Below are 23,288 nucleotides of genomic sequence, written 5' to 3' on the forward strand. Positions count from 1 at the left end.
GATTAATTAAACCATTTTAAGAAGAAAAAAGTGTATTCTACTTCCTCTTCTTCCTTTTCTTTTTCCTCTTGTTCTTCCTCTTGATCTTCTTCATCTTCAGCCGCTTCTACTGTTGTACCAAATGAAAAATCTAAAAAACATAACGGTGGGAAAACGACACACCACCAATTGGAGCCTTCTGCTTCCCCTAACGTAATCAAGATCGCCTCATATTCACCAGCCGGATAAAGATAGTTATCATATAGTTTAGTTGGAAATTTTACATCTTTGCGATATTCCACCGTATATTCGGTTGCTTCTTCTGCAACGGTATCTTTAACGATTTGATCGATATCATCAATGCGAGAGGAAATAAGTTGTCTCGCTTCATCAATATCATCCATTTCCTCCACCCATCTTGTCACCTCTTCATTCACCGCATCCCTAACCGCGTGTTTCGTCGCTTGATCTTTTTCATCCTCGCTGTTTGCTAAAATCCTCAAACGGATCGCTTCATCAGGAATGACTTGATAGGACTGTTCATTACTTGTTACCTTTTGTGGAAAAAAACCTATAATTAAAAAAATGAGTACAAAAAATAAAATAAGCTTTCGCATTTTTAAATCCCCCTGTAATTAGCGTTTGCTAGTCACAGTGTGGACAACAACGAAAGCTTTTAAACTTTTAATCTATTATTTTTTGTTTGGGGGAGATAATGCCCTATAAAAACTCTGATTAAGCATGAGTGCTCGAATCGCTTTTTCTAAGTATTTTGTGATTGAATAATGAGAAATCCATGAGAGGCGTTCTCATGGACAAATGAGAGCAATTTCCATGAAAAGTGTCCGTGAGAGGTTGTTCATGCTTACTGAGATCTCGTGAACAGATTACATTATCCCGCGGACGATTCGATCTTTGCCATTAATATCTTGGAAAACGGTCACTTTACTCTCGGGAAATTGCTGTTTAATCAGTTTGGTAACAGCTTCTGCTTGCATGTGACCAATTTCGAAAAAGATCATCCCGTGTCTCTTTAACACTTGACTCGCCTGGTGGATAATTTGTTGATAAGCTGCAAGTCCATGTTCATCCGCAAACAACGCCATGTCCGGATCAAAATTTTTTACGGTTTCCGATAGACTGTCCGCTTCCTCATAAGCTATATACGGTGGATTGGAGACAATAATATCTACTCGTTTCCCCTGTTCGATCAATGGTTCTAAAAAATTCCCTTGATAAAAGTCAATCTTTGCTTCGTGTTTAGCAGCATTTTTTCCGGCGACTTTTAAAGCATCTTCGGAAAGATCTGTTGCAAGCATTTCTACCTGTCTATGTTCCCATTCTTTTGCTAAGCTTACCGCTATTACACCACTGCCGGTACCGACATCCACGCAAGTAACATTGGCTTTATCCACAACTTCTGTCACTCGTTGTACAAGCTCTTCCGTTTCCGGTCTTGGTATCAGAACATGCTGATTGACATGGAAACTGTGGCCATAGAATGCTTCGACACCCGTTAAATGCTGGACAGGGATTTTTGTTTTGGCATGCTGTTCAACCTTTTGTTGAAAATGCTCTAATTTCTCTGAGGCAATCGGATCGCGCAATTGAATGAGCAAGTCTGTTTTGGTCCAATCTAATTCATGTAAAAGGAGTATTTCAGCTACTTTCGGTTCGCAGTTATGTTTTTGTAAAAAAGAAGAAGCCCACTCCAGGGCCTCATAGACAGTCGTTATCTGCATGTTACTCACCGATTTCTTCCATTTTCTTCGCTTGTTCTTCGATGATAAGTGCATCAATTACTTCTTCCAGCTTACCTTCTAAGATCTGATCAAGCTTTTGAATCGTCAGACCGATACGGTGGTCTGTCACACGGTTTTGCGGGAAATTATACGTTCTGATACGCTCTGAACGGTCACCAGAACCGACGGCAGATTTACGAGTTTGATCATATTCTGCTTGTGCTTCCTGTTGGAATTTATCATAAATACGAGCACGTAAAACTTTCATTGCTTTTTCTTTATTTTTGATTTGTGATTTTTCGTCTTGAATCGATACAACAGTTCCCGTTGGCTCGTGCGTTAAACGAACAGCAGACATCGTTGTGTTTACCGATTGTCCACCAGGGCCACTTGACGCAAAGGTATCGACGCGAATATCTTTTTCATTTATATCGATTTCAACTTCCTCTGCTTCCGGCATTACGACTACCGTTGCCGTTGAAGTATGAATACGTCCACCTGATTCGGTTTCCGGTACACGTTGTACACGGTGAGCACCATTTTCAAACTTTAATTTGGAATAGGCGCCATTCCCATTAATCATGAAGATCACTTCTTTAAAACCGCCAACACCTGTTGTATTGGAGTCCATCACATCAATCTTCCAGCCTTGTGATTCAGCATAGCGGGAATACATTCTGAATAAATCCCCGGCAAAAAGGGCTGCTTCGTCCCCACCTGCCGCACCGCGAACTTCCATGATAACGTTCTTGTCATCGTTTGGATCTTTCGGTAGTAGTAAAATCCTCAGACGTTCTTCCAGTTCTTCTTTTTGCTCGGAAAGCTCTGATATTTCCATCTTGGTCATCTCGCGCATTTCCTCATCAAGATCGTCCTCGAGCATTTCCTTTGCATCATCTAACTGTGTGGCTACGTCTTTATATTCACGATAGGCTGTTATAAGATCCTGAAGGTCTGATTGTTCTTTCGAATATTCTCTTAATTTTTTCGAATCATTAATAACTTCAGGGTCACTTAATAATTCATTTAATTTATCATAACGTGCTTCTAACGACTCTAAACGATCTAACACGTTCTTCACCTCTTTCTCCGATTAGCAAAACTTCACTATGATACAGTATATTACAAAATAACGAAGACCGTCAAAGTCTACTATGTGCTTTTAATTTACTTTTCGGGTGATTAGGTACATCATGGTGATGTCTGCATCTCGGTTCATATGCTTCTTTGGCACCGACTAAAATAACGGGATCATCATAGGAAGCTGGACTTCCATTAATCAAACGCTGGGTTCTGCTTGCCGGAGAACCACAAACAGGGCATACCGCATTTAGTTTTGTAACAAATTCACTGATCGCCAATAGCTGTGGCATCGGTCCAAATGGTTCTCCGCGAAAATCAGTATCCAATCCTGCAAGGACCACACGATGACCTCTATCAGCCAGTTCTGAGACGACGTGGATGATGTCATCGTCAAAAAATTGTACTTCATCAATTCCGATCAGATCGACATCGTCGGTGATGTCTTCTAATATGTCGACTGCTCGATCGACTGGTTTCGCTATTACTTCTGACCCGTTATGCGAAACGACACAATCATCTTTATAACGATTGTCTAATTGTGGTTTATAAACAGCAACAGAGAGGTTTCCATATGTTGCGCGTCGTACTCTGCGAATTAATTCTTCTGATTTACCTGAAAACATGCTTCCGCATATTAGTTCAATCCAACCGGCATGCTTCATAATGTGCATGATATGTTGCCCCTTCCAGCAGTTATTGTTTCTCTATATTTAAACATTTTATCACGTTTGTCGTATTAATATGTAGCTAAGAGTGTTCCTCTTTAGCGTCAACATCAAATAAAAAACAGGCAAATTTTTGGTGCATTTGCCTGTTTCAAGGATTAGTATCCTATTATATCTTCGTACAATGAAAAAATACCGATTAGCTAAGGTTGTATTTTTTCTTGAATCGGTCAACACGACCGCCGACTTTGTCAGCTTTTTGCTTACCAGTATAGAACGGGTGAGAAGCTGAGCTGATTTCCACACGGATTAATGGGTAAGTGTTGCCATCTTCCCATTCAATTGTCTCTTCAGATGAAGTAGTAGATCCGCCTAGAAATTTGTAGTCAGAGCTTGTATCAAGAAATACAACTTTGTGGTATTCTGGATGAATTCCTTTTTTCATGTCTGTCCACTCCTTTTGCCCTGAATCCTTAGGAAACAGAGTTAGATTCATGCTTGTTGAGCATTTTCGTCATACAGAAGAATTATAACAACCCAAAGCACTGTTTGCAAGATAATTTTATAATTTCTATCATTAACTTGTTTTCTTCGTACCTTTACGCTTCATTTCTTCTTCTAGTACGGATAAAAATTCCTCATTATTTTTCGTTGAACGTAACTTACGTAAGAAGCGCTCTAAGAAATCAGGTGAATCCTGCATGCTTTTTCGAATCGCCCACATTTTTTCCAGATGGTTTTTCGATACAAGCAATTCTTCTTTTCTTGTACTGGAGCGTAAAATATCAATCGCAGGGAAAATACGACGTTGTGCCAAATTACGATCCAAGTGTAATTCCATATTACCTGTACCTTTAAATTCTTCATAGATTACATCATCCATACGTGAACCTGTCTCTACTAGGGCTGTTGCTAGAATAGTGAAGCTTCCGCCGTCTTCAATATTTCTTGCAGCACCGAAGAAGCGTTTTGGTCTATGGAAGGCAGCCGGGTCAATACCACCGGATAACGTTCGACCACTTGGTGGGATCACAAGGTTATATGCACGTGCAAGGCGTGTAATACTATCCATAAGGACTACTACATCCTTTTTGTGTTCGACAAGTCGCATCGCACGTTCTAAAACTAATTCTGCTACTTTAATATGATTTTCCGGCACTTCGTCAAACGTAGAGCTGACAACATCAACATCCTCATCAACGGAGCGCTCAATATCGGTTACTTCCTCTGGGCGTTCGTCCACTAAGAGGATAATCAACTTCGCGTTCGGATGTTTTTTGGTAATACTATTTGCGATTTGCTTAAGAAGCATCGTTTTACCTGCTTTAGGCGGTGCGACAATTAAGCCACGCTGACCATAACCAACAGGAGTTAGCAAATCCATTATTCTTGTCGAAATTAGTTTTGTATCCGTTTCTAAATTCATCAAACGATCAGGATATAATGGGGTTAAAGCCGGGAAGTGAACACGTTCTTTCGCTGCTTCTGGATCCTCACCATTGACGGCATCAACATGTAATAATCCGTAATAACGTTCATTTTCTTTTGGTGGACGTACTTTACCGGACACTTTATCACCATTACGTAAATCAAAACGACGGATTTGTGATGCAGAAATATAAATATCCTCTGCACTTGGCGAGTAGTTGATCGGACGCAAGAAACCGAAGCCTTCTGTCGGGATGATTTCTAAAATACCATCCATAAATAAATAACCGCTTTTTTCTGCTTGTGCTTTTAATATGGAAAATATTAGTTCTTTTTTTGTTAATTTTGCGTAATAAGATACTTTAAATTCTTTTGCTTTAGCATAGAGTTCCTTTAATGTCATTTGTTCTAGTTCTGAAATTGTTACTTCACTCACAAAATCACCACACCTATTTTTTATTATATATTCCATCTTCAATTAATTTTCGAGATTAACAGTTTGTAGATTTTTTAAACGTGGGGAATCTAATCAATGTGACGAATTGATCTTTCGTTTTATATTATACATTTGTAATATCTATCAAGGGTCAATCAATATATGGAAACTCAATGGGAGCACCGAGATCGCTTGAAATCTCAAGAAGAGTATGAGATGGAAGCACCTTCATCCAAACCGTTTGCACGTTTTCAGGATGATATTGGAAGAACTCACTTACTTGGTATAAATGAGTTAATTATATTCTTTCTATATAGTACATGGTTATAACTATATATTCAACTAATTTTTATGAAAAAGTGATTTTTTTGTAAATTTAATGTGAATTTTATATTTTCAAAAAAAAAGAGAGACTTCACGGTCTCTCTTACTTTAGGAATTTTGAAATTGTTGTATCTCTTTTTCTGTCATTTCTTCCCGCCAAACTCGTGCACCGAGTTCTGCTAATTTTTCGGTTAGGTTCGCATAACCTCTATCAATATGCTCTAATCCTGTAATTTCTGTTATGCCCTTCGCCATCAGACCTGCAACAATAAGCGAAGCACCCGCTCGCAAATCACTTGCTTTTACTTTTGCCCCTTCCAATGTGGTGGGGCCTTGGATAATGGCAGAACTTCCTTCTACTTTAATTTGAGCATTCATTCTTCGGAGTTCATCGATATGTTTAAACCGCGCTTGGTAAATGGTATCTGTGACAACCCCTGTACCTTCTGCTTTTGTTAATAATGCTGTAAAAGGTTGCTGCAAATCCGTCGGAAAACCAGGATGTACAAGGGTTTTGATATCAACACTTTTAAGTCCTTCTCCTCTATGGATGAGCAATTGCTCTTCCCCTTCTTCAATATGTACACCCATTTCTCTTAATTTGGCCAAGAGTGGTTCAAGGTGTTGGGGAATAACGTTATCAATTAATACCTTTTCTCCCTGAGCAGCGGCCATTATCGTATAGGTACCCGCTTCAATACGATCGGGAATAATTGTATGCATGCATCCAGTTAACTGCTCTACACCATCAATACGAATAACGTCCGTTCCTGCACCTTTAATTTTCGCACCCATACTAGTTAGTAAGGTGGCTACATCGATAATTTCCGGCTCTCGCGCTGCGTTTTCAATAACCGTACGTCCTTTTGCTTTCACAGCTGCAAGCATAATATTGATGGTTGCACCGACACTGATAACATCAAGATAAATCCGGGCACCTTTTAGTTCTTTTGCTCGTAAATAAATTGCTCCTTGTTCATTCGTAACAGTTGCACCAAGGGCCTCAAAGCCTTTGATATGCTGATCGATTGGTCTCGGCCCCAAATAACAGCCACCAGGCAAACCGATTACCGCTTCTTTAAAACGTCCCAGCATAGCACCCATAAAATAATAAGATGCTCTCAATTTTTTGACTCGTCCATTCGGCAGTGGCATAGCTGTCATCTCTGCAGGATCAATATGTACTGTATGTCCTTTGCGCTCTACCTCACCGCCTATTTCCTCCAATAGATAGCTTAGTGTTTCTACATCCGAGATATCTGGTAAACCTTCAATAATCACTTTTGTATCCGCTAATATAGCTGCTGGTAATAATGCTACCGCACTATTCTTCGCACCACTAATTCGAACTTTTCCGTTTAATAAATGACCGCCCTCTACAAGCAACTTCTGCATATTTTTATTCCCTCACTTTCAAGGATTCCTGTAACCACTCGCATCATTTAATATCATAATATAGTCTGCACAATACCTGCCAAAATTATGTAATCAAATTCAAACTTAAAACCATTATATCTCATTTCCAACCGATTTAAAACAGAAGATTAGGACAGAGGAAGAACAAGGGAGTATTCCACTTTTGTATTCTTTACTATCAACTAGGGGATTTTATTATCAACTTTTGGAGATTTACTATCAACTCCGGGTACTTTACTATCAACTTTCGAGATTCACTATCAACTCCGGGACTTTACTATCCACTTCTTCCTTTTTACTGCAGAAAAAAACCATACTCACTTAAGAGTATGGCTTGCAATTGATTTTATGCTTTACCTGAAGAACCGAATTCGCGCATTTTTCCGATTACTGTATCTTTAATCGCGTCACGACCTGGTCCTAAGTATTTACGTGGATCGATCATTTCTGGGTTCGCTTCTAATACTTCACGAACTACTTTTGTTTGTTGGATTTGGTTTTCTGTATTTACATTGATTTTAGATGTACCATAAGAAATTGCTTTTTGGATATCTTTAATCGGAATACCAGTTCCACCGTGAAGTACTAATGGAATACCAGCTACTGTATTGATTTCTTCCATTTCTTTGAATCCTAAGTTTGGTTCCCCTTGATAAGGACCGTGTACAGAACCTAACGCTGGTGCAAGACAGTCAATTCCAGTACGTTCCACTAGCTCTTTACATTCGTTAGTATCTGCGTACATAATACCACCTTGTACACCGTCTTCATTACCTCCAACGGTACCAAGTTCTGCTTCAACAGACACACCATGGAAGTGTGCAAGTTCTACTACTTTAGAAGTTTTTTCTATGTTTTCCTCAAATGGATCATGTGAAGCGTCAATCATAACAGAAGTGAAACCTGCATGAATTGCTTTTGCACAAGACTCAAAGCTTGAACCGTGATCTAAGTGAATAGCTACAGGCACTGTTGTACCTTGTGCTTCCATTGTCGCTTCTACCATTGCTACTACTACGTTGAACCCACCCATGTATTTCCCTGCGCCTTCAGATACACCAAGAATTACTGGTGACTTTTCTTCTTCTGCTGCTTGAAGAATAGCTTGTACATACTCTAGGTTATTAAGATTAAATTGACCTACAGCATAACGATTTTTATTGGCTGTTTCAAGCATTTCTTTCATTGAAACTAATGGCATAATTGCTCCTCCTTTAAGGTATGTATATACAATTGATTCAACAATCGATCTTCTTACGAAAGATTGCACCCATTAATAGAATACCAATTCCGACAAAAAGGTGCAACAAAACAATCGACAGAAAACGCTTACCTCGTCAAATTTCTGAAAATTACTCAAGGACTATTGAAAAATTAATCATCTATTCCAAAATATTCTTCACCAATTGTCTAATGTCATTTAATTGAAATGGTTTCCCGATTGTTTTCTTAACAGATTTTAAATTTTGTACATCATCTTCTGCTTTTTCTGGCAAACCACTCATCATAATAGTTGGGATAATAAGATTATCCTTTTCCAATTCTTTAACTAAAGTAGGTCCATCAATTATTGGTAACTTATAATCTAACATGATTAGATCAGGCTTATTAGTCGTAATTTTGTCTAATGCTTCTTTTCCATTCAAAGCTAACTCTACTTTATACCCCTCTTGCTGAATGACTTCTTCTAGTAACAGTCGAATACCAATTTGATCATCAACTACTAATACTGTTTTGTCCATGTTCTGCCAGCTCCTTTATGTTTTTCTAATTATATTTATAGCTGCTTGGTTATAATGTCATAAATTGCGAATTGGCGTCCGTTTTTTAATAAGCCCTTTTTCTTATAGTTCGATATGATAGACGAAAATCCTGCAATATTCGTAGTATTTTTATAAAATTTGTTCTTTTTTTGAGCTGAAAAGTAGAAAATTCACTCTTTTTTTATGAAAAAAAACCGCCATAGTTAAGTACTATGACGATTTCTCTTCCTCTATTATTTGTTTACGGCTGCGTTGATAAAGCCTTTAAATAGTTGTTGTGGTCGTGTTGGTCTGGATTTGAACTCTGGGTGGAATTGCGATGCGACGAACCATGGGTGGTCGCTTAGTTCGATTGTTTCCACAAGTTTTTCGTCTGGGCTTGTCCCTGAGAACACAAATCCGTTTTCTTCCATTTGATCTCTATATTGATTATTAAACTCAAAACGATGACGGTGTCGTTCATATACAACATCTTCATGGTTATAGGCATCTTTTGTTTTCGTTCCTTCTTTTAAACGGCACGGATATAAGCCTAAACGTAACGTTCCACCAAGGTCAGAAATATCTTTCTGCTCTGGTAAAAGGTCGATAATCGGATGTGGTGTATTTGGATCAATTTCTGCTGAATTTGCATTATCTAATCCTAATACATTACGTGCGAATTCAACCGTTGCAAGCTGCATACCTAAGCAAATACCTAAGAAAGGTAATTTGTTTTCGCGCGCAAAACGGATTGATTCAATTTTACCTTCAATACCACGATCACCAAAGCCACCTGGTACTAATAATCCATCAACGTCTGCTAATTCAGCTGCCACATTATCAGCGCATACTTCTTCTGCATTGATCCATTTCACGTCGACATCTGCATCATGCGCAAATCCTGCATGTTTTAATGCTTCCACAACGGAAATATATGCATCTGGTAATTCCACATATTTACCTACAAGTCCTATTCTGATTTTTTTCGAAAGATTTAGTACTCTTTCTACTAATTGATTCCATTCCGTCATATCTGCCTGTCCGCAGTCTAAGCCAAAGTGATCACATGTTAGTTGATCCAGTTTTTGCTCCTGCATTGCTAACGGGATATGATAAAGGGTATCAGCATCACCTGATTCGACAACTGCCTTTTCATTGATATCACAGAATAATGCGATTTTTTCTTTCATTTCCTGACTGATTTCATGCTCTGTACGTAATACAATAACATCAGGCTGAATACCTAATGAGCGCAATTCTTTCACACTGTGTTGGGTCGGCTTTGTCTTTAATTCACCTGCTGCTTTAATATAAGGAACTAACGTACAGTGGATATACATGACATTTTCTTTGCCGATATCACTTTTAATTTGACGGATTGCTTCGATAAATGGTAATGATTCAATATCACCGACAGTACCACCAATTTCGGTAATGACGATATCTGCATTTGTTTGCTTCCCAGCTTGGAATACTTTATCTTTAATTTCGTTCGTGATATGTGGAATTACTTGGACGGTTCCACCTAAATAATCACCACGACGCTCTTTTTTGATAACGGTTGAGTAGATTTTACCTGTTGTAATGTTACTATATTGATTTAGGTTGATGTCGATAAATCGCTCATAGTGACCTAGATCCAGATCCGTTTCAGCACCGTCATCTGTTACGAAAACTTCACCATGTTGATAAGGACTCATGGTTCCCGGATCGACATTGATGTAGGGGTCGAACTTTTGAATGGTTACTTTTAGTCCTCTGTTTTTTAAAAGTCGACCTAGAGATGCTGCTGTGATTCCTTTTCCAATGGAAGAAACAACACCGCCAGTTACAAAGATATATTTCGTCACGCTGAATCCCTCTTTCTTTTGTTATTGTTCTATCTTTTGCTTAGTATTCTGTTTTTATGGTAGTAGTCATACTAAGCTTGATGAAAAATTTGGTTCACTCCAATAAAGTGAGACTTCCATCAGTTGGGGTTTTCGGACGATTAGCACCGTGATAAAATGCTTAACCGACATCAGGGAATTCACTCGCTTTCCCGCAGGAATCTCGCATATCCCCCCCTTTGGAAAAGAATTTCATTGAAAGATAATAAATCATAATTGCTTTTAAAAAATAAAAAGCGCTCCCCTTAAGCAGGGGAACGCTGTGTATTTTCCATTAAATTATGGAGCCCAATAAAAATTTTACTCAGAAGCTTGTGGAAAGTCAAGTATACTTTAATAGATATTTTTTATTTCATGATTGCCTTAAATCGATCGACTATATTTTCTACAGTAAATCCGTACTCTTTTACTACTATTTCACCTTCTCCTGAAGCGCCAAATTCTTCAATACTTACCACATCTCCATTATCTCCAACATATTTATGCCAACCTAAAGAAGAGCCCATTTCAACTGCTAATCGTACCCTTAAATGATCAGGTAAAACTTCTTTCTTATACTCTTCAGGTTGTTGTTCGAATCGATCCCAAGAAGGCATACTGAGGACGGAAGCATAAATATTATCTTTGGCAAGAGCTTTTTGCACCATGATTGCTAAAGAAACTTCTGAACCTGTTGCTAACAATATCCCATCAGGTGATTCCTGTTCAGAAATTATATATGCCCCTTTACATACTCCTTCTTCCGCTTGTTCCCATGATTTCGTTAAAGTTGGCAGCTTTTGTCTAGTTAATACTAATGCATGTGGTCCATCAGTACTTTCTATTGCTAATTTCCATGCTGCTCTCACTTCATTTCCATCTGCAGGGCGGATAACCGATAGATTTGGCATAGCTCTGAAAGAAGCTAAGTGTTCTACAGGTTCATGTGTCGGTCCATCTTCCCCCACTGCGATACTATCATGGGTCAATACATAAGTAACAGGCACTTTCATTAAGGCAGAAGTTCTTATCGCTGAACGAAAATAGTCCGAGAATACAAAGAATGTACCACCATACACATTTACTCCACCATGCAAAGCCATCCCATTTAATGCAGCCCCCATCGCAAACTCTCTAACACCAAACCAAATGTTACGACCAGTATAACTATTTGCTGAAAAATCTTGTTCATTATTTATTTTAGTTTTATTTGATCCGGATAAATCGGCAGAACCCCCAATAAAATATGGTATTTGTTGAGCAATTTCATTTAGTACTTTGCCAGATGCATCTCTAGTTGAAATAACATCAGAATAGAAGAATGATGGCAGGGGCTTATTCCAATTCTCCGGAAGTTGACCATTCATTGCATTTTTTAGTTCATTAGCTAATACTGGATAAGCTGTCTGATAGGCTTCCCATAATCTGTTCCACTCTTCCTCTTTTTCTCGTGCTTCTTCTTTCTGTTGTTGGTAAAATTCTTTTACTTCATTTGGTATTGTAAAAGGATCATTATACTTCCAATCATAGTTTTCTTTAACCAATTTCATTTCACTTTTTCCTAACGGGACACCATGTGCTTGTGAAGTACCACCTTTGTTTGGAGAACCAAACCCTATTGTTGTTTTGACTTCAATTAATGTTGGTTTTCTTCTATTTTGTTTGGCTAATAATATTGCTTCGTTTATTTCTTCTAGATCATTACCATCTTCCACATTTAATACTTGCCAATTATATGCTTTATACCTGGCTCCTACATTTTCCGAAAAAGAGCGGTCTAAATCACCATCCAACGAAATATCATTTGAATCATAAAATACAATTAATTTCCCTAGTTTTAAGTGTCCTGCTAAAGAAGCGGATTCCTGTGAAACACCTTCCATCAAGTCTCCATCACTACATAGACAATACGTAAAATGATCAATGACCGAATAGCTTTGTTTGTTATATTTCTCAGCAAGGAATCTTTCAGCCATAGCCATTCCAGTTGCCATAGATATTCCTTGACCCAGTGGACCTGTTGTAGCCTCCACACCTAAAGTGTGCCCATATTCCGGATGTCCTGGAGTTTTACTTCCCCATTGCCTGAAATTTTTAAGTTCAGCTAAGGAAAGGCCATACCCGTAAAGGTGTAACAAGCTATAAAGCAAAGCAGATCCATGTCCTGCAGATAGGATAAATCGGTCACGATTGAACCAATTTGGATTTTCTGGATTGTGTTTTAACTGCTTAGACCATAAAACATGTGCCATTGGTGCTGCTCCCATCGGCAAACCAGGATGGCCAGAATTTGCTTTTTCTATCATATCAATCGAAAGCATTCTGATTGTATTAATCGTAAGTTGATCGATATCAATAGTCGACGCCATTGTTTTCACTCCTTATTTAGGAACATTTTCCCAATCAGCTAAAAACTTCTTAATACCTATATCTGTTAATGGATGGGTCCATAGCTTAGGGAATAAAGAACCTGGAATTGTTGCAATATCTGCACCAGCAACAGCAGCATCTTGTAAATGGTTGATATTACGAACACTAGCAGTTATAATTTCTGTTTCATATTTGTATTCCGTTAATATTGTTTTTAATTCTTTCACTAAAGCAATCCCTTCTGTTCCAATATCATCTATCCTTCCGACAAACGGACTGATATATGTCGCGCCAGCTTTTGATGCCATTAAACCCTGAGCTGCAGAAAATATTAAAGTAACATTTGTTTTGATTCCCTCCTCAGATAACTTGTTCACTGCACGCAAACCTGCTTCTGTCATCGGAATTTTAACTACTACATTAGGAGACCATTTTGCAATTTCCCTTGCTTCTTTCAACATATCCTCCGTTTCTAACCCAATAACTTCAGCACTGACCGGCCCATCTACAAGACCACATATTTCTTTTATTACTTCTTCAAAATCTCTACCTTCTTTTGCAATAATAGATGGATTAGTAGTGATACCATCCACAAGTCCCAACTCATTTACTCTTTTTATCTCTTCTATATTTGCAGTATCAAGAAAAAATTTCATTATACTCCTCCTCGAATGCTATAATTTCAAATAAATCATGAGAAAGTTAAAGGTTTTCAAGCTACGTGTGGATTAGGGTGTTTGCATTTCACATATCTTAACTGTTTACTTTCACCATTTAAAATTAAAGAGTGCGTAGTATAATTTGATTCAGCGTCCGTTTTAATACCATCAAGCAAAATATTTTCTGTAATACCCGTTGCAGTAAATACACATTCTTCTGATTTCACTAAATCGGAAAGCCTTAAGGCAATTTCGGGATATTCTAGTCCCATTTCAACACATCTATCGTATTCTTTTCTCGATCGCGGTAATAACCGGGCCTGCATATCGCCATTTAAACATTTCACTGCAACAGCAGCTACTACACCTTCTGGAGCACCGCCAATTCCATAGAATAAATCTATTTCTTGATCTTTTATACAAGTAGCAACAGCATACGTGATATCTCCTTCATCAAACAAATGGACCTTGGCGCCAATATTTCTTATTTCTTCAATCCATTTATTATGACGTTCTCTTTTTTGAATTAATACTTTAACATCGTTTATATTTTTACCATTTGCTTTTGCCACCGTATGAACATTTTCAGTTAATGAGGCGTTAATATCTACTTTATCTTTCGCTTTTGCACCTACCACTAACTTCTCCATATACATATCCGGCGCATGCAACAATGCCCCCCTCGGTGCTGCGGCAATTACAGTAAACGCATTATCCTGACCATTTACGGTTGAAGTGGTACCTTCAATAGGGTCAACAGCAATATCCACTTTGGTTCCGAAGCCAGTACCTACTTGTTCTCCGATATACAACATGGGAGCATCATCTAGTTCACCTTCGCCTATAACAATTCTGCCATTAAAATTAATTTGATTCAGTGTATCTCGCATTGCATTTGTTGCAGCTCCATCCGCTTTTAATTTATCTCCGCTTCCTACCCAAGGATAAGAAGCTATAGCAGCCTGTTCCGTCACCTTCAGAAAATCAAATGTTAAATTTTTCAAGATATTACTCTCCCTTTCCTGCTTAAGCTACAGAAGGTTATTTTGAAGATTTGGCAATAAACTCATTTTCTCTATTTGTAATTTTGTTTACTTTTCTCTCTGATCCCCCACCCCAAAACGAATTTAGATATGCTGCTACAACTTTTTTACCAACCTCCGGCCCTATGATTTGCGCACCCATTGTCAAAATCTGCGCGTTATTACTTAGCTGAGCTCTTTCAGCAGAGTAAGTATCATGGCAAAGCGCAGCTCGGATACCAGGGTATTTACAAGCAGCAATGGCCACCCCAATACCCGTGCCGCAAATTAAAATACCTCGATCCACTTTATTTTCACTTACATCTTCAGCAACTTGAAAAGCTACATCTGGATAATCAACCGCGTCACATGAATAACATCCATAGTCTATAAATTCATATTTTTCACTATCTAAATACTTTTTAATTTCTTCTTTCAAATCGAATCCATTATGATCACTACCAACCGCTATTTTCATTATCTTTCTTCTCCTTTCGTTTTTAATTGTTTATGAATTTATTCTATTATACTTTTTGTTATTTTTCAATGTTATTTTTTATTTATTTTCGTTTATTAACGAATAGTTTTATTGAATAGATAGTAATCAATCTAAACTTCAAAAAATATTAATTTTTCCCTTCAAATGCATAAATAACGAAACTTGTTATTAATTTCGTTTACTTTCATTATGTGATACAATTATGGAAGACTTGAATAACTTTAGAATTAAATAAGGGTGATGATATTGAGTAAAATGTTTGCTACTGAACGAAGAAATGCTATCCTAGAGATTTTACAAGATAAAAAAAGAGTCACTGTAAAAGATCTATCTAAAATATTAAACGTATCAGAAGCCACCTTGAGAAGTGACCTGTCAAATATGGAAAAGAAAGGGTTACTCACAAGAACACATGGTGGTGCTGTTCTTGATTCTCCTATAAATGCAGAAAATACATTTTCTGCTCGAGAAAAGAAAAATAAAGAAAGTAAAATTGCCATAGCAAAAACAGCAATGACTTTCATCAATGATAAGGACTGTATCCTTTTGGACGCTAGCACAACTGCATTGGAAATTGCCCGTTTATTAAAAGACCAAAATATTCGTCTGACGGTACTAACAAACGGGATTTCAGCGGCTATCGAAATGCGGGATAACCCTGCAATCACAGTGATTCTTTTAGGGGGGATGCTAAGAAATGGATCTATGGCATTAGAAGGTCCTTTTGGAACTAGTATCTTAAACCAGATTCACGTCGATACTATGTTTACATCCGCTAGAGGGTTCACTATAGAGGAAGGATTAACAGATTTCAGTGTATACGAAGTGGAATTAAAAAAGGCGTTAATTAGTAAAGTTGAAAAAGTTGTCGCTATAATAGATCATTCGAAAATTGGGGATAACTCCATTGCATCCTTCGCCAATATACAAGATATTGATGTCTTTATTTCTGACCAGGATATCGACGACACACTTAAGGAAACTTTCCATAATAACGGTATCGATTTTATTGCTTAATCTTTTAGGTACATGAAATTATTATTCCAAAGTGATTTTTAAAGAATACTGGAAAGAACCAACACTGCGTGAAGTTGCGTCACAATATATACTTTTTTGTTAATTTAAAACAGAAGGACAAAATTAATGTTCCTTCTGTTTTTCTTAGTTTTGGTACATTATTTATTTTACACCAGAAAGACTTTTCTGAAAGCATTTCATAATTGCATAGGCAGATGTAGCCCCTGGATCTTGGAATCCTTTCGAGCGATTCCCTAACCTACTCGATCTCCCTTTATTAGATACCATATCTTTCGTAGACAGCATTCCCCTTTCAGCTTCTTTCAATGCTTTATCCATTGCTTGTAAAAAAGACTGAGTATTTTTTTGAGCCCTCAAAGATTGTACTAATGGGTCAATAGAATCAATCATCGTCTTATCACCAACTTCTGCTTGACCGCGTTCTTTAATACCCTCACCAAAGGCGATCCAGAAGTCAAATAAGTCTTGATCCTCAAGTTCTGATTTACCCTTTAAAATTTTGCTGCCCCTCAAAAATCCGGTGGCATAAAGCGGACCCACAGAAGAACCAACAGCATTGAGAAAAGTTTTCGCCACTACTTTATTGATTTCTCCTCCATCTGTTTCATCTTTTAATTCTTTATCTAACTTTTTCTTTACAGCCTGCCAACCAATTGACATCGTTACACCATGATCACCATCACCTAGTTTTCGATCCAAATCAGACAGATAATCTTTTTCGTTTTCGATCATCTCAATAACATCGTATAAGTATTGTTTATACTGATCTGTTGTATATGTCATAATATCATTTCCCCCGTTCCTTATAATTGTGCATACATTGGGCAATCTGCTTCTGCATCAATCAACTTCATTAATTCATCATCCAACTTTGTGAAGGTAACAGAACAGCCTCCCATCTCTAATGACGTACTGTAATTTCCTACAAAGGAACGATAAATTCCAATACCTTTTTCTGTCAGGATTTGTTCAACTCTTCTAAATATGATGTATAATTCCATTTTAGTAGTGGAACCAAGTCCATTTATAAGTACAGCAACTTTATCACCTTTTGAAATAGTAATATCATTTAATATATCTTGGACTAACCTGTCTGCTACTTTATCGGCTTCTTGTAATTCACCTTTTTCCACACCAGGTTCACCATGGTGACCCAGGCCAATTTCCATTTCATTATCTTCTAATATAAAACTAGGTTCATTTGTTTGCGGTAAATAACATGGACTCAAACCTACCCCCATTGTTCGCGTAACATCGTTTGTCTTTCTTGCTACTTCCGCTACCTCTTTTAAGCTGTATCCCATTTCCGCTGCAGCGCCGGAAGCCTTCGTAACGAAGAATTCCCCTGCGATACCTCGTCTTTTTTCCTTTTCATTATTTGGAGCAGAGGCTACATCATCATTTACTACAACAAGCTCTACATCAATATCTTCTTCTAACTCTGCTAGTTCTGCAGCCATTCCAAAATTCATAATATCACCAGCGTAGTTCCCGTAGATATATACAACACCATTCCCTTTATCTATTGCTTTGGTTGCTTCTACAATTGGAGCCGGTGGTGGGGAAGCAAAAATATTCCCTACAGCTACACCATCTGCCATACCTTTACCTACATACCCCATAAAAGCTGGTTCATGACCTGAACCTCCTCCTATTAGCACACCTACCTTATTTGCACGAGTTTGACTTGCAATAACAATCGAACGCTTATTTTCTTTTAATCGTCGTACTTGTTTTGGATGTGCCTTCACATAACCATCAATCATTTCATCAACTACATCGTTTGGATTATTTATTAACTTTTTCATTTTTGACATCCCTCCCTAAAATATAAACGCAAGAAATATTTGCAGATCCTTTTAATGGAATCTGCAAATAGTTTTAAGGTACAAGGACTACTTTGAGTGAATCTTTACCGTTTTTTACCATTTCAAAACCTTTTTCAAAGTCTTCTAATACTAGTTGATGTGTGACAACACCTTCTGTCGGAAAATCTCCATTTGCAATCCCGTCAATAACAATAGGATAGCAATACGGTCCTAGATGTGAACCTAATATGTCCAGTTCTTTACGATCTCCAATAATACTCCAGTCAATTGTAACCGGATCTTTAAATACACTGAATTCTACAAATCTGCCTAATTTCCTAACCGCAGATAAACCTTGTTCTACCGATTTCGGATGTCCAGTAGCTTCAATATAAATATCACATCCATATCCTTCTGTCAGGTCTTTAATAATTTGTACTGCATCTTCCCTGGAAGGGTTAATCGTTAAATCAGCTCCAAACTTCTTTGCAAGTTCCAGTCTATCATCAAGCAAATCCAATACTACTAACTTTCCAGCCCCTGCTTTTTTAGCTGCTCCAACCATACCAAGACCTAGCGTACCTGCTCCGGCAATTACAACCGTATCTCCAATTTGAATCTGCGCTCTTTGAACAGCATGTAATGAACAAGCATACGGTTCTATTAAAATAGCTTTTTCAATTGGCATATCTTCTGGCACTTTATAATTTATCGCTTCTTTTGTGAATTTCATATATTCTGCCATACCGCCATGGACATTATACTGAAAACCATACAGGTCATGTTTTTCGCACATCCAATATTGGCCACGTTTACAAAAGCGGCAATCCCAACATGGAACTATCTGCTCGGATATAATTCGATCACCTACTTCAAAGTCTCTAACAGCATCTCCAAGTGCTACTACTCGACCAATGAATTCATGACCTGGTATTACAGGGGCCTTTATATAAGCTGGTTGATAACCGTCTCCCCAAAATGAAACCGCACCTGCATGAGCTTTTGCATCACCGGCACAAATCCCACATGCTTCTACTTCAACAATGATTTCTTGGTCATTTTCAAGTTTTGGAGTATCCACTTCTTCTAAGCGATAATCCCCTGGCTGATAAGCTACAATCGCTTTCATTTTCTCTGGTATCGTTTGTTTATTTGTCATGTTCATTTTCCTCCCCTTAAATTAATGTTGCTGTTACTTTTTTATTCTCAATACGTTCACCTGTATCAACATCAAAGATATGAATACGATCCGTATCAAATTTTATCTTTATATGATCACCTGTATCAAAGGAATAAATTTCTTCGGAAACTATACTTAAGATGTTATCTTCTTCTATCTTAATATGAATCCTGCATTCCTCACCTAAATTCTCAAAAACTGTCACATTCGTGTCGATCGAATAAGACTGATCATTAGTTATGACCGCTATATCAGTAGGTCGAATTCCAAAATGATATTCTTTACCTTCTTGAACAAATTCCACGTATTTATCAGGGACTTTAAATTCTATCTTTCCATTTTTGGAAGTGAAATATATGTTTCCATCTATAAATTTGGTGAAAACACTGAAAATATTCATAGGCGGTTCTCCTATAAAACCAGCTACAAATTCATTCGCGGGATGATTAAAAACCTCGACCGGTGAGCCAAATTGTTGTAATACACCATCTTTAATAATTGCAATCCGATCCGCCAAAGCCATTGCTTCCAGTTGATCGTGTGTTACGATAATGGTCGTACATTTAATTTCATTATGCAGATGCTTAATTTCAGTTCTCATTTTTTGCCGAACTTTTCCATCAAGGTGTGAAAGTGGTTCATCTAGCAAAAGTACTTCTGGTCTTCTTATTAATGCTCTTGCGATGTTTACTCTTTGTTTTTGCCCTCCGGATAATGCACTAGGGCTCATATGCAACAAATCTTTTATGTCTAGTAATTCTGAAATTTTTTCTACTTCTTTCTTAATTTTGTGTCTTGATACATTTTTAGCTCTCATATTAAAACTAATATTTTGATAAACTGATAATGGTGGATACATGGCATAATTCTCAAACGCCAGCCCAATATTCCTGTCCTTTGGATGTAAATCATTTATCTTACGATCACCAATCCATATATCTCCACCGGTAATATCCTCTAAACCAGCAATCATTCTTAAAGTCGTTGATTTACCACAACCAGACGGCCCTAGTAATGCAACAAATTCTCCATCAATTGTTTCAATATTTAAATCGCTAACGGCATGTATTGGCTCTTTATTTTTATAATACGTTTTGTATAAATTATCTAATTTTAGCTTTGCCATACTACCTCTCCCTTAGCATCTTTGATAAATTTAGAAAGAAAGTTAATTTCATCAGTTCCAAAGAACATCGCTTTATTAATATCTAATTCAATATATACAGGCTGATCCATATCAATTTGCAAAACAGACGGTACGACTAACCTTATCTGATTTCCATCTTTTTCAACCGTAAAAACTGCCTTTGCCCCCAAAGGCTCAAAGCTGTAGACAGAACACTCCACACTATAATCATTTTCTTTCGTGAAGCTATATTTAATATCTTTAGGTCTTATTCCCACCCTCACGGATCGAACACTTTCGTCCAATTTGCTCTTTACCTTTTCTGGAATGTCTTGGATTTCAGCTTCTTCAAAAATCGATAGTTGCTTATCTTCTGTTATAATTGCATCGAAAAAATTAATTTCCGGTTCCCCAAAGGAACTTGCAACAAATTCATTATGCGGATAATAATAGATATCATCCGGTGTTCCAATCTGTTCTATTTTTCCTTCATTAAGGATCGCTATTTTATCCCCTAAACTTAATGCTTCCAAATAATCATGTGTAACATATATAGTAGTCGTATCGAGGTTCTTCTGCATTTCTTTAAGTTCTGCTCTCATCTGATGGCGCAGTTTAGCATCTAGGTGTGTTATTGGTTCATCCATAAGAAACACATTAGGAGTTCTAACTAATGCTCTTCCTAACCCAACACGTTGCCGTTGCCCATTTGATAATTCGGAAATATTTCTTTCTAACAAATGATCAATCTTTAATATTCTGGCAACTCTTGTCACTTCTTTTTCTATGATTTCATTTAACTCTTTGTATTTTGGACTTCTAAGAGGTGATGCAATATTTTCAAAAACTGTTAAATGCGGATATAACGCATAATCTTCAAAAACCATGGCAATGTTTCGATCTTCCGGTTCAACGTGATTAAAATATTCACCATTTAAGTAGACATTTCCGTAATCCGGCAAATATAGTCCTGCTATCACATTCAACAATGTTGTTTTTCCAGCCCCAGCCGGGCCAAAAATCACAAAGAATTCTTTATCTCTTACTGTTAAATTTATATTGTCTAGAGCTATATCTTTTTTAAATTTTTTGGAGATTGACTTCAATGTAATGTCTGCCATCATTTTTCCTCCTTTCTATTAACCTTTCACTGATCCCATACTCAAACCACGCACAAGGTGCTTCTGGATAGATAGTGCCAAAATAATAATTGGCAACGACGAAATTAATACTGCACCTGCCATTTGACCATAATGCACAGTATCAGATGCGACATATTGCAACATTGCTACTGTGGTGGTGGTAACATCCTGCCCCGCTAACAATAACGAGAATGTGAAATTGTTCCATACAAATATCAGCGACAACAATGCTGAGGCAACTAATCCTGGACGAATTAACGGCATCACTATTTTCATAAACACTTGCCACCATGAATAACCATCAAGTCTGGCTGCATTTTCTACTTCTACTGAAATATCCTCGAAGTATCCTCTTAGAATCCAAATCAATAATGGTAAGGACAAAACTTGGAATACCCAAATTAATCCTACGTAAGTATCATATAGTCCTAATTCCTGGTAAAGAAGGAATAAAGGCAAAACAACTAATATCTCTGGTGCAAAACGAAAAGATAAGAATGTAAATGCAATTCCGTCTCTCCCTTTAAAATCAAACCGAGCAAGCGCATAAGCTGCTGGTACACCTACAACTATGGACAGAGCGATGGCCCCAAAACTAACAATAATATTATCTAAGAAATATCCTATATATTCTCCATCGGAAAATAGCGCTCGATAGTTTTCTAATGTCGGTGTGAATATAAAGGTGGTATTAAACATATCTCTATCATGTTTAAAAGAAAGTATTATCAGCCACACCAGGGGAAATATCGCATAGAAAGCATACAAAAGAAGTGCTACATTTTGCAGAATCGCTATAATTTTCTTTTTCATATTCTCCCTACTTTCCTGAAGCTTTATTTTGCGTATATGTCCAATATTTAACAATGTAATGACTTAAGAAGTATACAAACACCCACAGAATTAGCATAAATGGTAAAGATACACCTAATTCTTTATACGTAAATGCTTCGGTATAAGCTGTTAAAGGTAATGTCATTAAAGTGTCACCTGGTCCCCCACGAGTTAATGCAAAAATGATATCAAACATTTGCAATGACAACATCAATCGGAACAATACCGCAATAATTAACATTGGCATAATCATTGGCAAGGTTAAATTTTTGAAAGTAAACCAAGCTGAACCGCCGTCAATCATAGCCGATTCAAATGGTGCTTTGGGTAATGAACGTAAACCTGCTAATACCAGAATGGTTACAAATGGTGTAAAAACCCAAGCATCAATAAGTAATACAGTAAATAGTGCCGTTGAGGGATCTGCTCCCCAATTAAAGTTTGAAATCCCGAGTTGTCGTAACCAGTCACTGTATATACCTACTGAATTATTCGTCATTAACTGCCATATAATTGTCGCGATAACCGGAGCAATAACTAGTGGAAAAATTAAAACAATACGTAGAGATCTTGATATGAAATTCTCTCGATTTAACAGTAGTGCTATCCCGATTCCCAGTAATGTTTCGATTAATGTCGCTAAACCTGCATATGTTAAGGTAACACCCACACTATGCCAGAAATTTGCAGAGGTAAACATCGACAGCCAATTTTCCAATCCAACAAATACGTAATCTGCATATTTGAAGGAATAATTGGTGAGTGAAAAATAAATTGCCATCCCAAATGGGATTAAGATTCCGATCGTAAGTAAAAATGCAGGACCTAAAATGATAAAAGGCCTCATTTTAATTTTTAAAGGCACTTTATTTGTCAATTGTTCTTCTTCTAGTTTTTCATACACTTCTGTTGCCATTTGAAATC

General features: G+C 37.3%; 23 protein-coding genes. 2 read left to right on the plus strand and 21 right to left on the minus strand.

Annotated features, from left to right (window positions below):
- Positions 1-2 precede the first annotated feature (2 nt).
- The 6 genes from spoIIR to rho all read right to left on the minus strand — a co-directional run bounded on the left by spoIIR (position 3) and on the right by rho (position 5,333).
- A complete protein-coding gene (gene spoIIR, locus GI584_RS20910; protein WP_100358955.1) occupies positions 3-596 on the minus strand; it encodes a stage II sporulation protein R in 594 nt (197 codons plus the stop codon).
- Between the two features lie 270 nt (positions 597-866).
- Complete coding sequence (gene prmC / locus GI584_RS20915) at positions 867-1,721, minus strand: peptide chain release factor N(5)-glutamine methyltransferase (RefSeq protein WP_194842226.1); 855 nt, start codon at positions 1,719-1,721, stop codon at positions 867-869.
- Position 1,722: 1 nt separating this feature from the next.
- A complete protein-coding gene (gene prfA, locus GI584_RS20920) occupies positions 1,723-2,793 on the minus strand; it encodes a peptide chain release factor 1 (protein WP_153792503.1) in 1,071 nt (356 codons plus the stop codon).
- Positions 2,794-2,863: 70 nt separating this feature from the next.
- Positions 2,864-3,475 (minus strand): thymidine kinase, encoded by a 612-nt coding sequence (locus GI584_RS20925; RefSeq protein WP_153792504.1) that lies wholly within the window; start codon positions 3,473-3,475, stop codon positions 2,864-2,866.
- A 193-nt stretch (positions 3,476-3,668) separates the two neighbouring features.
- Positions 3,669-3,914 carry a type B 50S ribosomal protein L31 gene (locus GI584_RS20930; protein ID WP_100358951.1) on the minus strand — a complete coding sequence of 82 codons (246 nt, stop codon included), beginning with the start codon at positions 3,912-3,914 and terminating at the stop codon, positions 3,669-3,671.
- Positions 3,915-4,046: 132 nt separating this feature from the next.
- Positions 4,047-5,333: a transcription termination factor Rho gene (gene rho / locus GI584_RS20935; protein WP_100358950.1), complete on the minus strand. Its 1,287-nt coding sequence runs from the start codon at positions 5,331-5,333 to the stop codon at positions 4,047-4,049.
- A gap of 162 nt (positions 5,334-5,495) precedes the next feature.
- On the opposite strand from rho, the gene GI584_RS20940 reads away from it, so the two are divergent.
- Positions 5,496-5,663 (plus strand): hypothetical protein, encoded by a 168-nt coding sequence (locus GI584_RS20940; protein ID WP_153792505.1) that lies wholly within the window; start codon positions 5,496-5,498, stop codon positions 5,661-5,663.
- A 102-nt stretch (positions 5,664-5,765) separates the two neighbouring features.
- Here GI584_RS20940 and GI584_RS20945 read toward each other — a convergent pair whose 3' ends face one another.
- The 8 genes from GI584_RS20945 to rpiB form a co-directional block, all read right to left on the minus strand.
- Positions 5,766-7,052: a UDP-N-acetylglucosamine 1-carboxyvinyltransferase gene (locus GI584_RS20945; protein WP_153792506.1), complete on the minus strand. Its 1,287-nt coding sequence runs from the start codon at positions 7,050-7,052 to the stop codon at positions 5,766-5,768.
- Positions 7,053-7,419: 367 nt separating this feature from the next.
- Positions 7,420-8,274, minus strand: coding sequence for a class II fructose-1,6-bisphosphate aldolase (gene fba, locus GI584_RS20950; protein WP_100358948.1), 855 nt, complete (start codon positions 8,272-8,274; stop codon positions 7,420-7,422).
- A gap of 181 nt (positions 8,275-8,455) precedes the next feature.
- The gene (locus tag GI584_RS20955) at positions 8,456-8,815 is read right to left on the minus strand and encodes a response regulator (protein ID WP_100358947.1); all 360 of its coding nucleotides are present in this window, start codon (positions 8,813-8,815) and stop codon (positions 8,456-8,458) included.
- A 254-nt stretch (positions 8,816-9,069) separates the two neighbouring features.
- Entirely contained in the window at positions 9,070-10,668 is a 1,599-nt protein-coding gene (locus tag GI584_RS20960; RefSeq protein ID WP_100358946.1) for a CTP synthase, read from the minus strand.
- 386 nt (positions 10,669-11,054) lie between these two features.
- The gene (tkt, locus tag GI584_RS20965; RefSeq protein ID WP_153792507.1) at positions 11,055-13,055 is read right to left on the minus strand and encodes a transketolase; all 2,001 of its coding nucleotides are present in this window, start codon (positions 13,053-13,055) and stop codon (positions 11,055-11,057) included.
- A 12-nt stretch (positions 13,056-13,067) separates the two neighbouring features.
- The gene (gene fsa, locus GI584_RS20970; RefSeq protein ID WP_100358944.1) at positions 13,068-13,712 is read right to left on the minus strand and encodes a fructose-6-phosphate aldolase; all 645 of its coding nucleotides are present in this window, start codon (positions 13,710-13,712) and stop codon (positions 13,068-13,070) included.
- Between the two features lie 56 nt (positions 13,713-13,768).
- Positions 13,769-14,719: a class II fructose-bisphosphatase gene (gene glpX / locus GI584_RS20975; RefSeq protein ID WP_153792508.1), complete on the minus strand. Its 951-nt coding sequence runs from the start codon at positions 14,717-14,719 to the stop codon at positions 13,769-13,771.
- A 37-nt stretch (positions 14,720-14,756) separates the two neighbouring features.
- Positions 14,757-15,215: a ribose 5-phosphate isomerase B gene (gene rpiB, locus GI584_RS20980; RefSeq protein WP_153792509.1), complete on the minus strand. Its 459-nt coding sequence runs from the start codon at positions 15,213-15,215 to the stop codon at positions 14,757-14,759.
- 276 nt (positions 15,216-15,491) lie between these two features.
- Between rpiB and GI584_RS20985 the strand changes: the two genes are divergently transcribed.
- Positions 15,492-16,253 (plus strand): DeoR/GlpR family DNA-binding transcription regulator, encoded by a 762-nt coding sequence (locus GI584_RS20985; protein WP_100362401.1) that lies wholly within the window; start codon positions 15,492-15,494, stop codon positions 16,251-16,253.
- A 162-nt stretch (positions 16,254-16,415) separates the two neighbouring features.
- Here GI584_RS20985 and dhaL read toward each other — a convergent pair whose 3' ends face one another.
- The 7 genes from dhaL to GI584_RS21020 form a co-directional block, all read right to left on the minus strand.
- Positions 16,416-17,057 carry a dihydroxyacetone kinase subunit DhaL gene (gene dhaL / locus GI584_RS20990; RefSeq protein WP_100358941.1) on the minus strand — a complete coding sequence of 214 codons (642 nt, stop codon included), beginning with the start codon at positions 17,055-17,057 and terminating at the stop codon, positions 16,416-16,418.
- Between the two features lie 20 nt (positions 17,058-17,077).
- Positions 17,078-18,082 carry a dihydroxyacetone kinase subunit DhaK gene (locus tag GI584_RS20995; RefSeq protein ID WP_153792510.1) on the minus strand — a complete coding sequence of 335 codons (1,005 nt, stop codon included), beginning with the start codon at positions 18,080-18,082 and terminating at the stop codon, positions 17,078-17,080.
- A 73-nt stretch (positions 18,083-18,155) separates the two neighbouring features.
- Positions 18,156-19,241 (minus strand): zinc-binding dehydrogenase, encoded by a 1,086-nt coding sequence (locus GI584_RS21000; RefSeq protein ID WP_153792511.1) that lies wholly within the window; start codon positions 19,239-19,241, stop codon positions 18,156-18,158.
- Positions 19,242-19,257: 16 nt separating this feature from the next.
- Positions 19,258-20,388 carry an ABC transporter ATP-binding protein gene (locus GI584_RS21005; protein ID WP_100358938.1) on the minus strand — a complete coding sequence of 377 codons (1,131 nt, stop codon included), beginning with the start codon at positions 20,386-20,388 and terminating at the stop codon, positions 19,258-19,260.
- Entirely contained in the window at positions 20,376-21,509 is a 1,134-nt protein-coding gene (locus GI584_RS21010) for an ABC transporter ATP-binding protein (protein ID WP_153792512.1), read from the minus strand. Before GI584_RS21010 ends, GI584_RS21005 begins: the two co-directional genes overlap by 13 nt.
- 18 nt (positions 21,510-21,527) lie before the next feature.
- On the minus strand, positions 21,528-22,343 hold the full coding sequence (locus tag GI584_RS21015) for a carbohydrate ABC transporter permease (protein ID WP_153792513.1): 816 nt from the start codon (positions 22,341-22,343) through the stop codon (positions 21,528-21,530).
- A 7-nt stretch (positions 22,344-22,350) separates the two neighbouring features.
- A complete protein-coding gene (locus GI584_RS21020) occupies positions 22,351-23,280 on the minus strand; it encodes a carbohydrate ABC transporter permease (protein ID WP_100358935.1) in 930 nt (309 codons plus the stop codon).
- Positions 23,281-23,288 lie beyond the last annotated feature (8 nt).

It is taken from the genome of Gracilibacillus salitolerans (assembly GCF_009650095.1).
Classification (GTDB): domain Bacteria; phylum Bacillota; class Bacilli; order Bacillales; family Amphibacillaceae; genus Gracilibacillus; species Gracilibacillus salitolerans.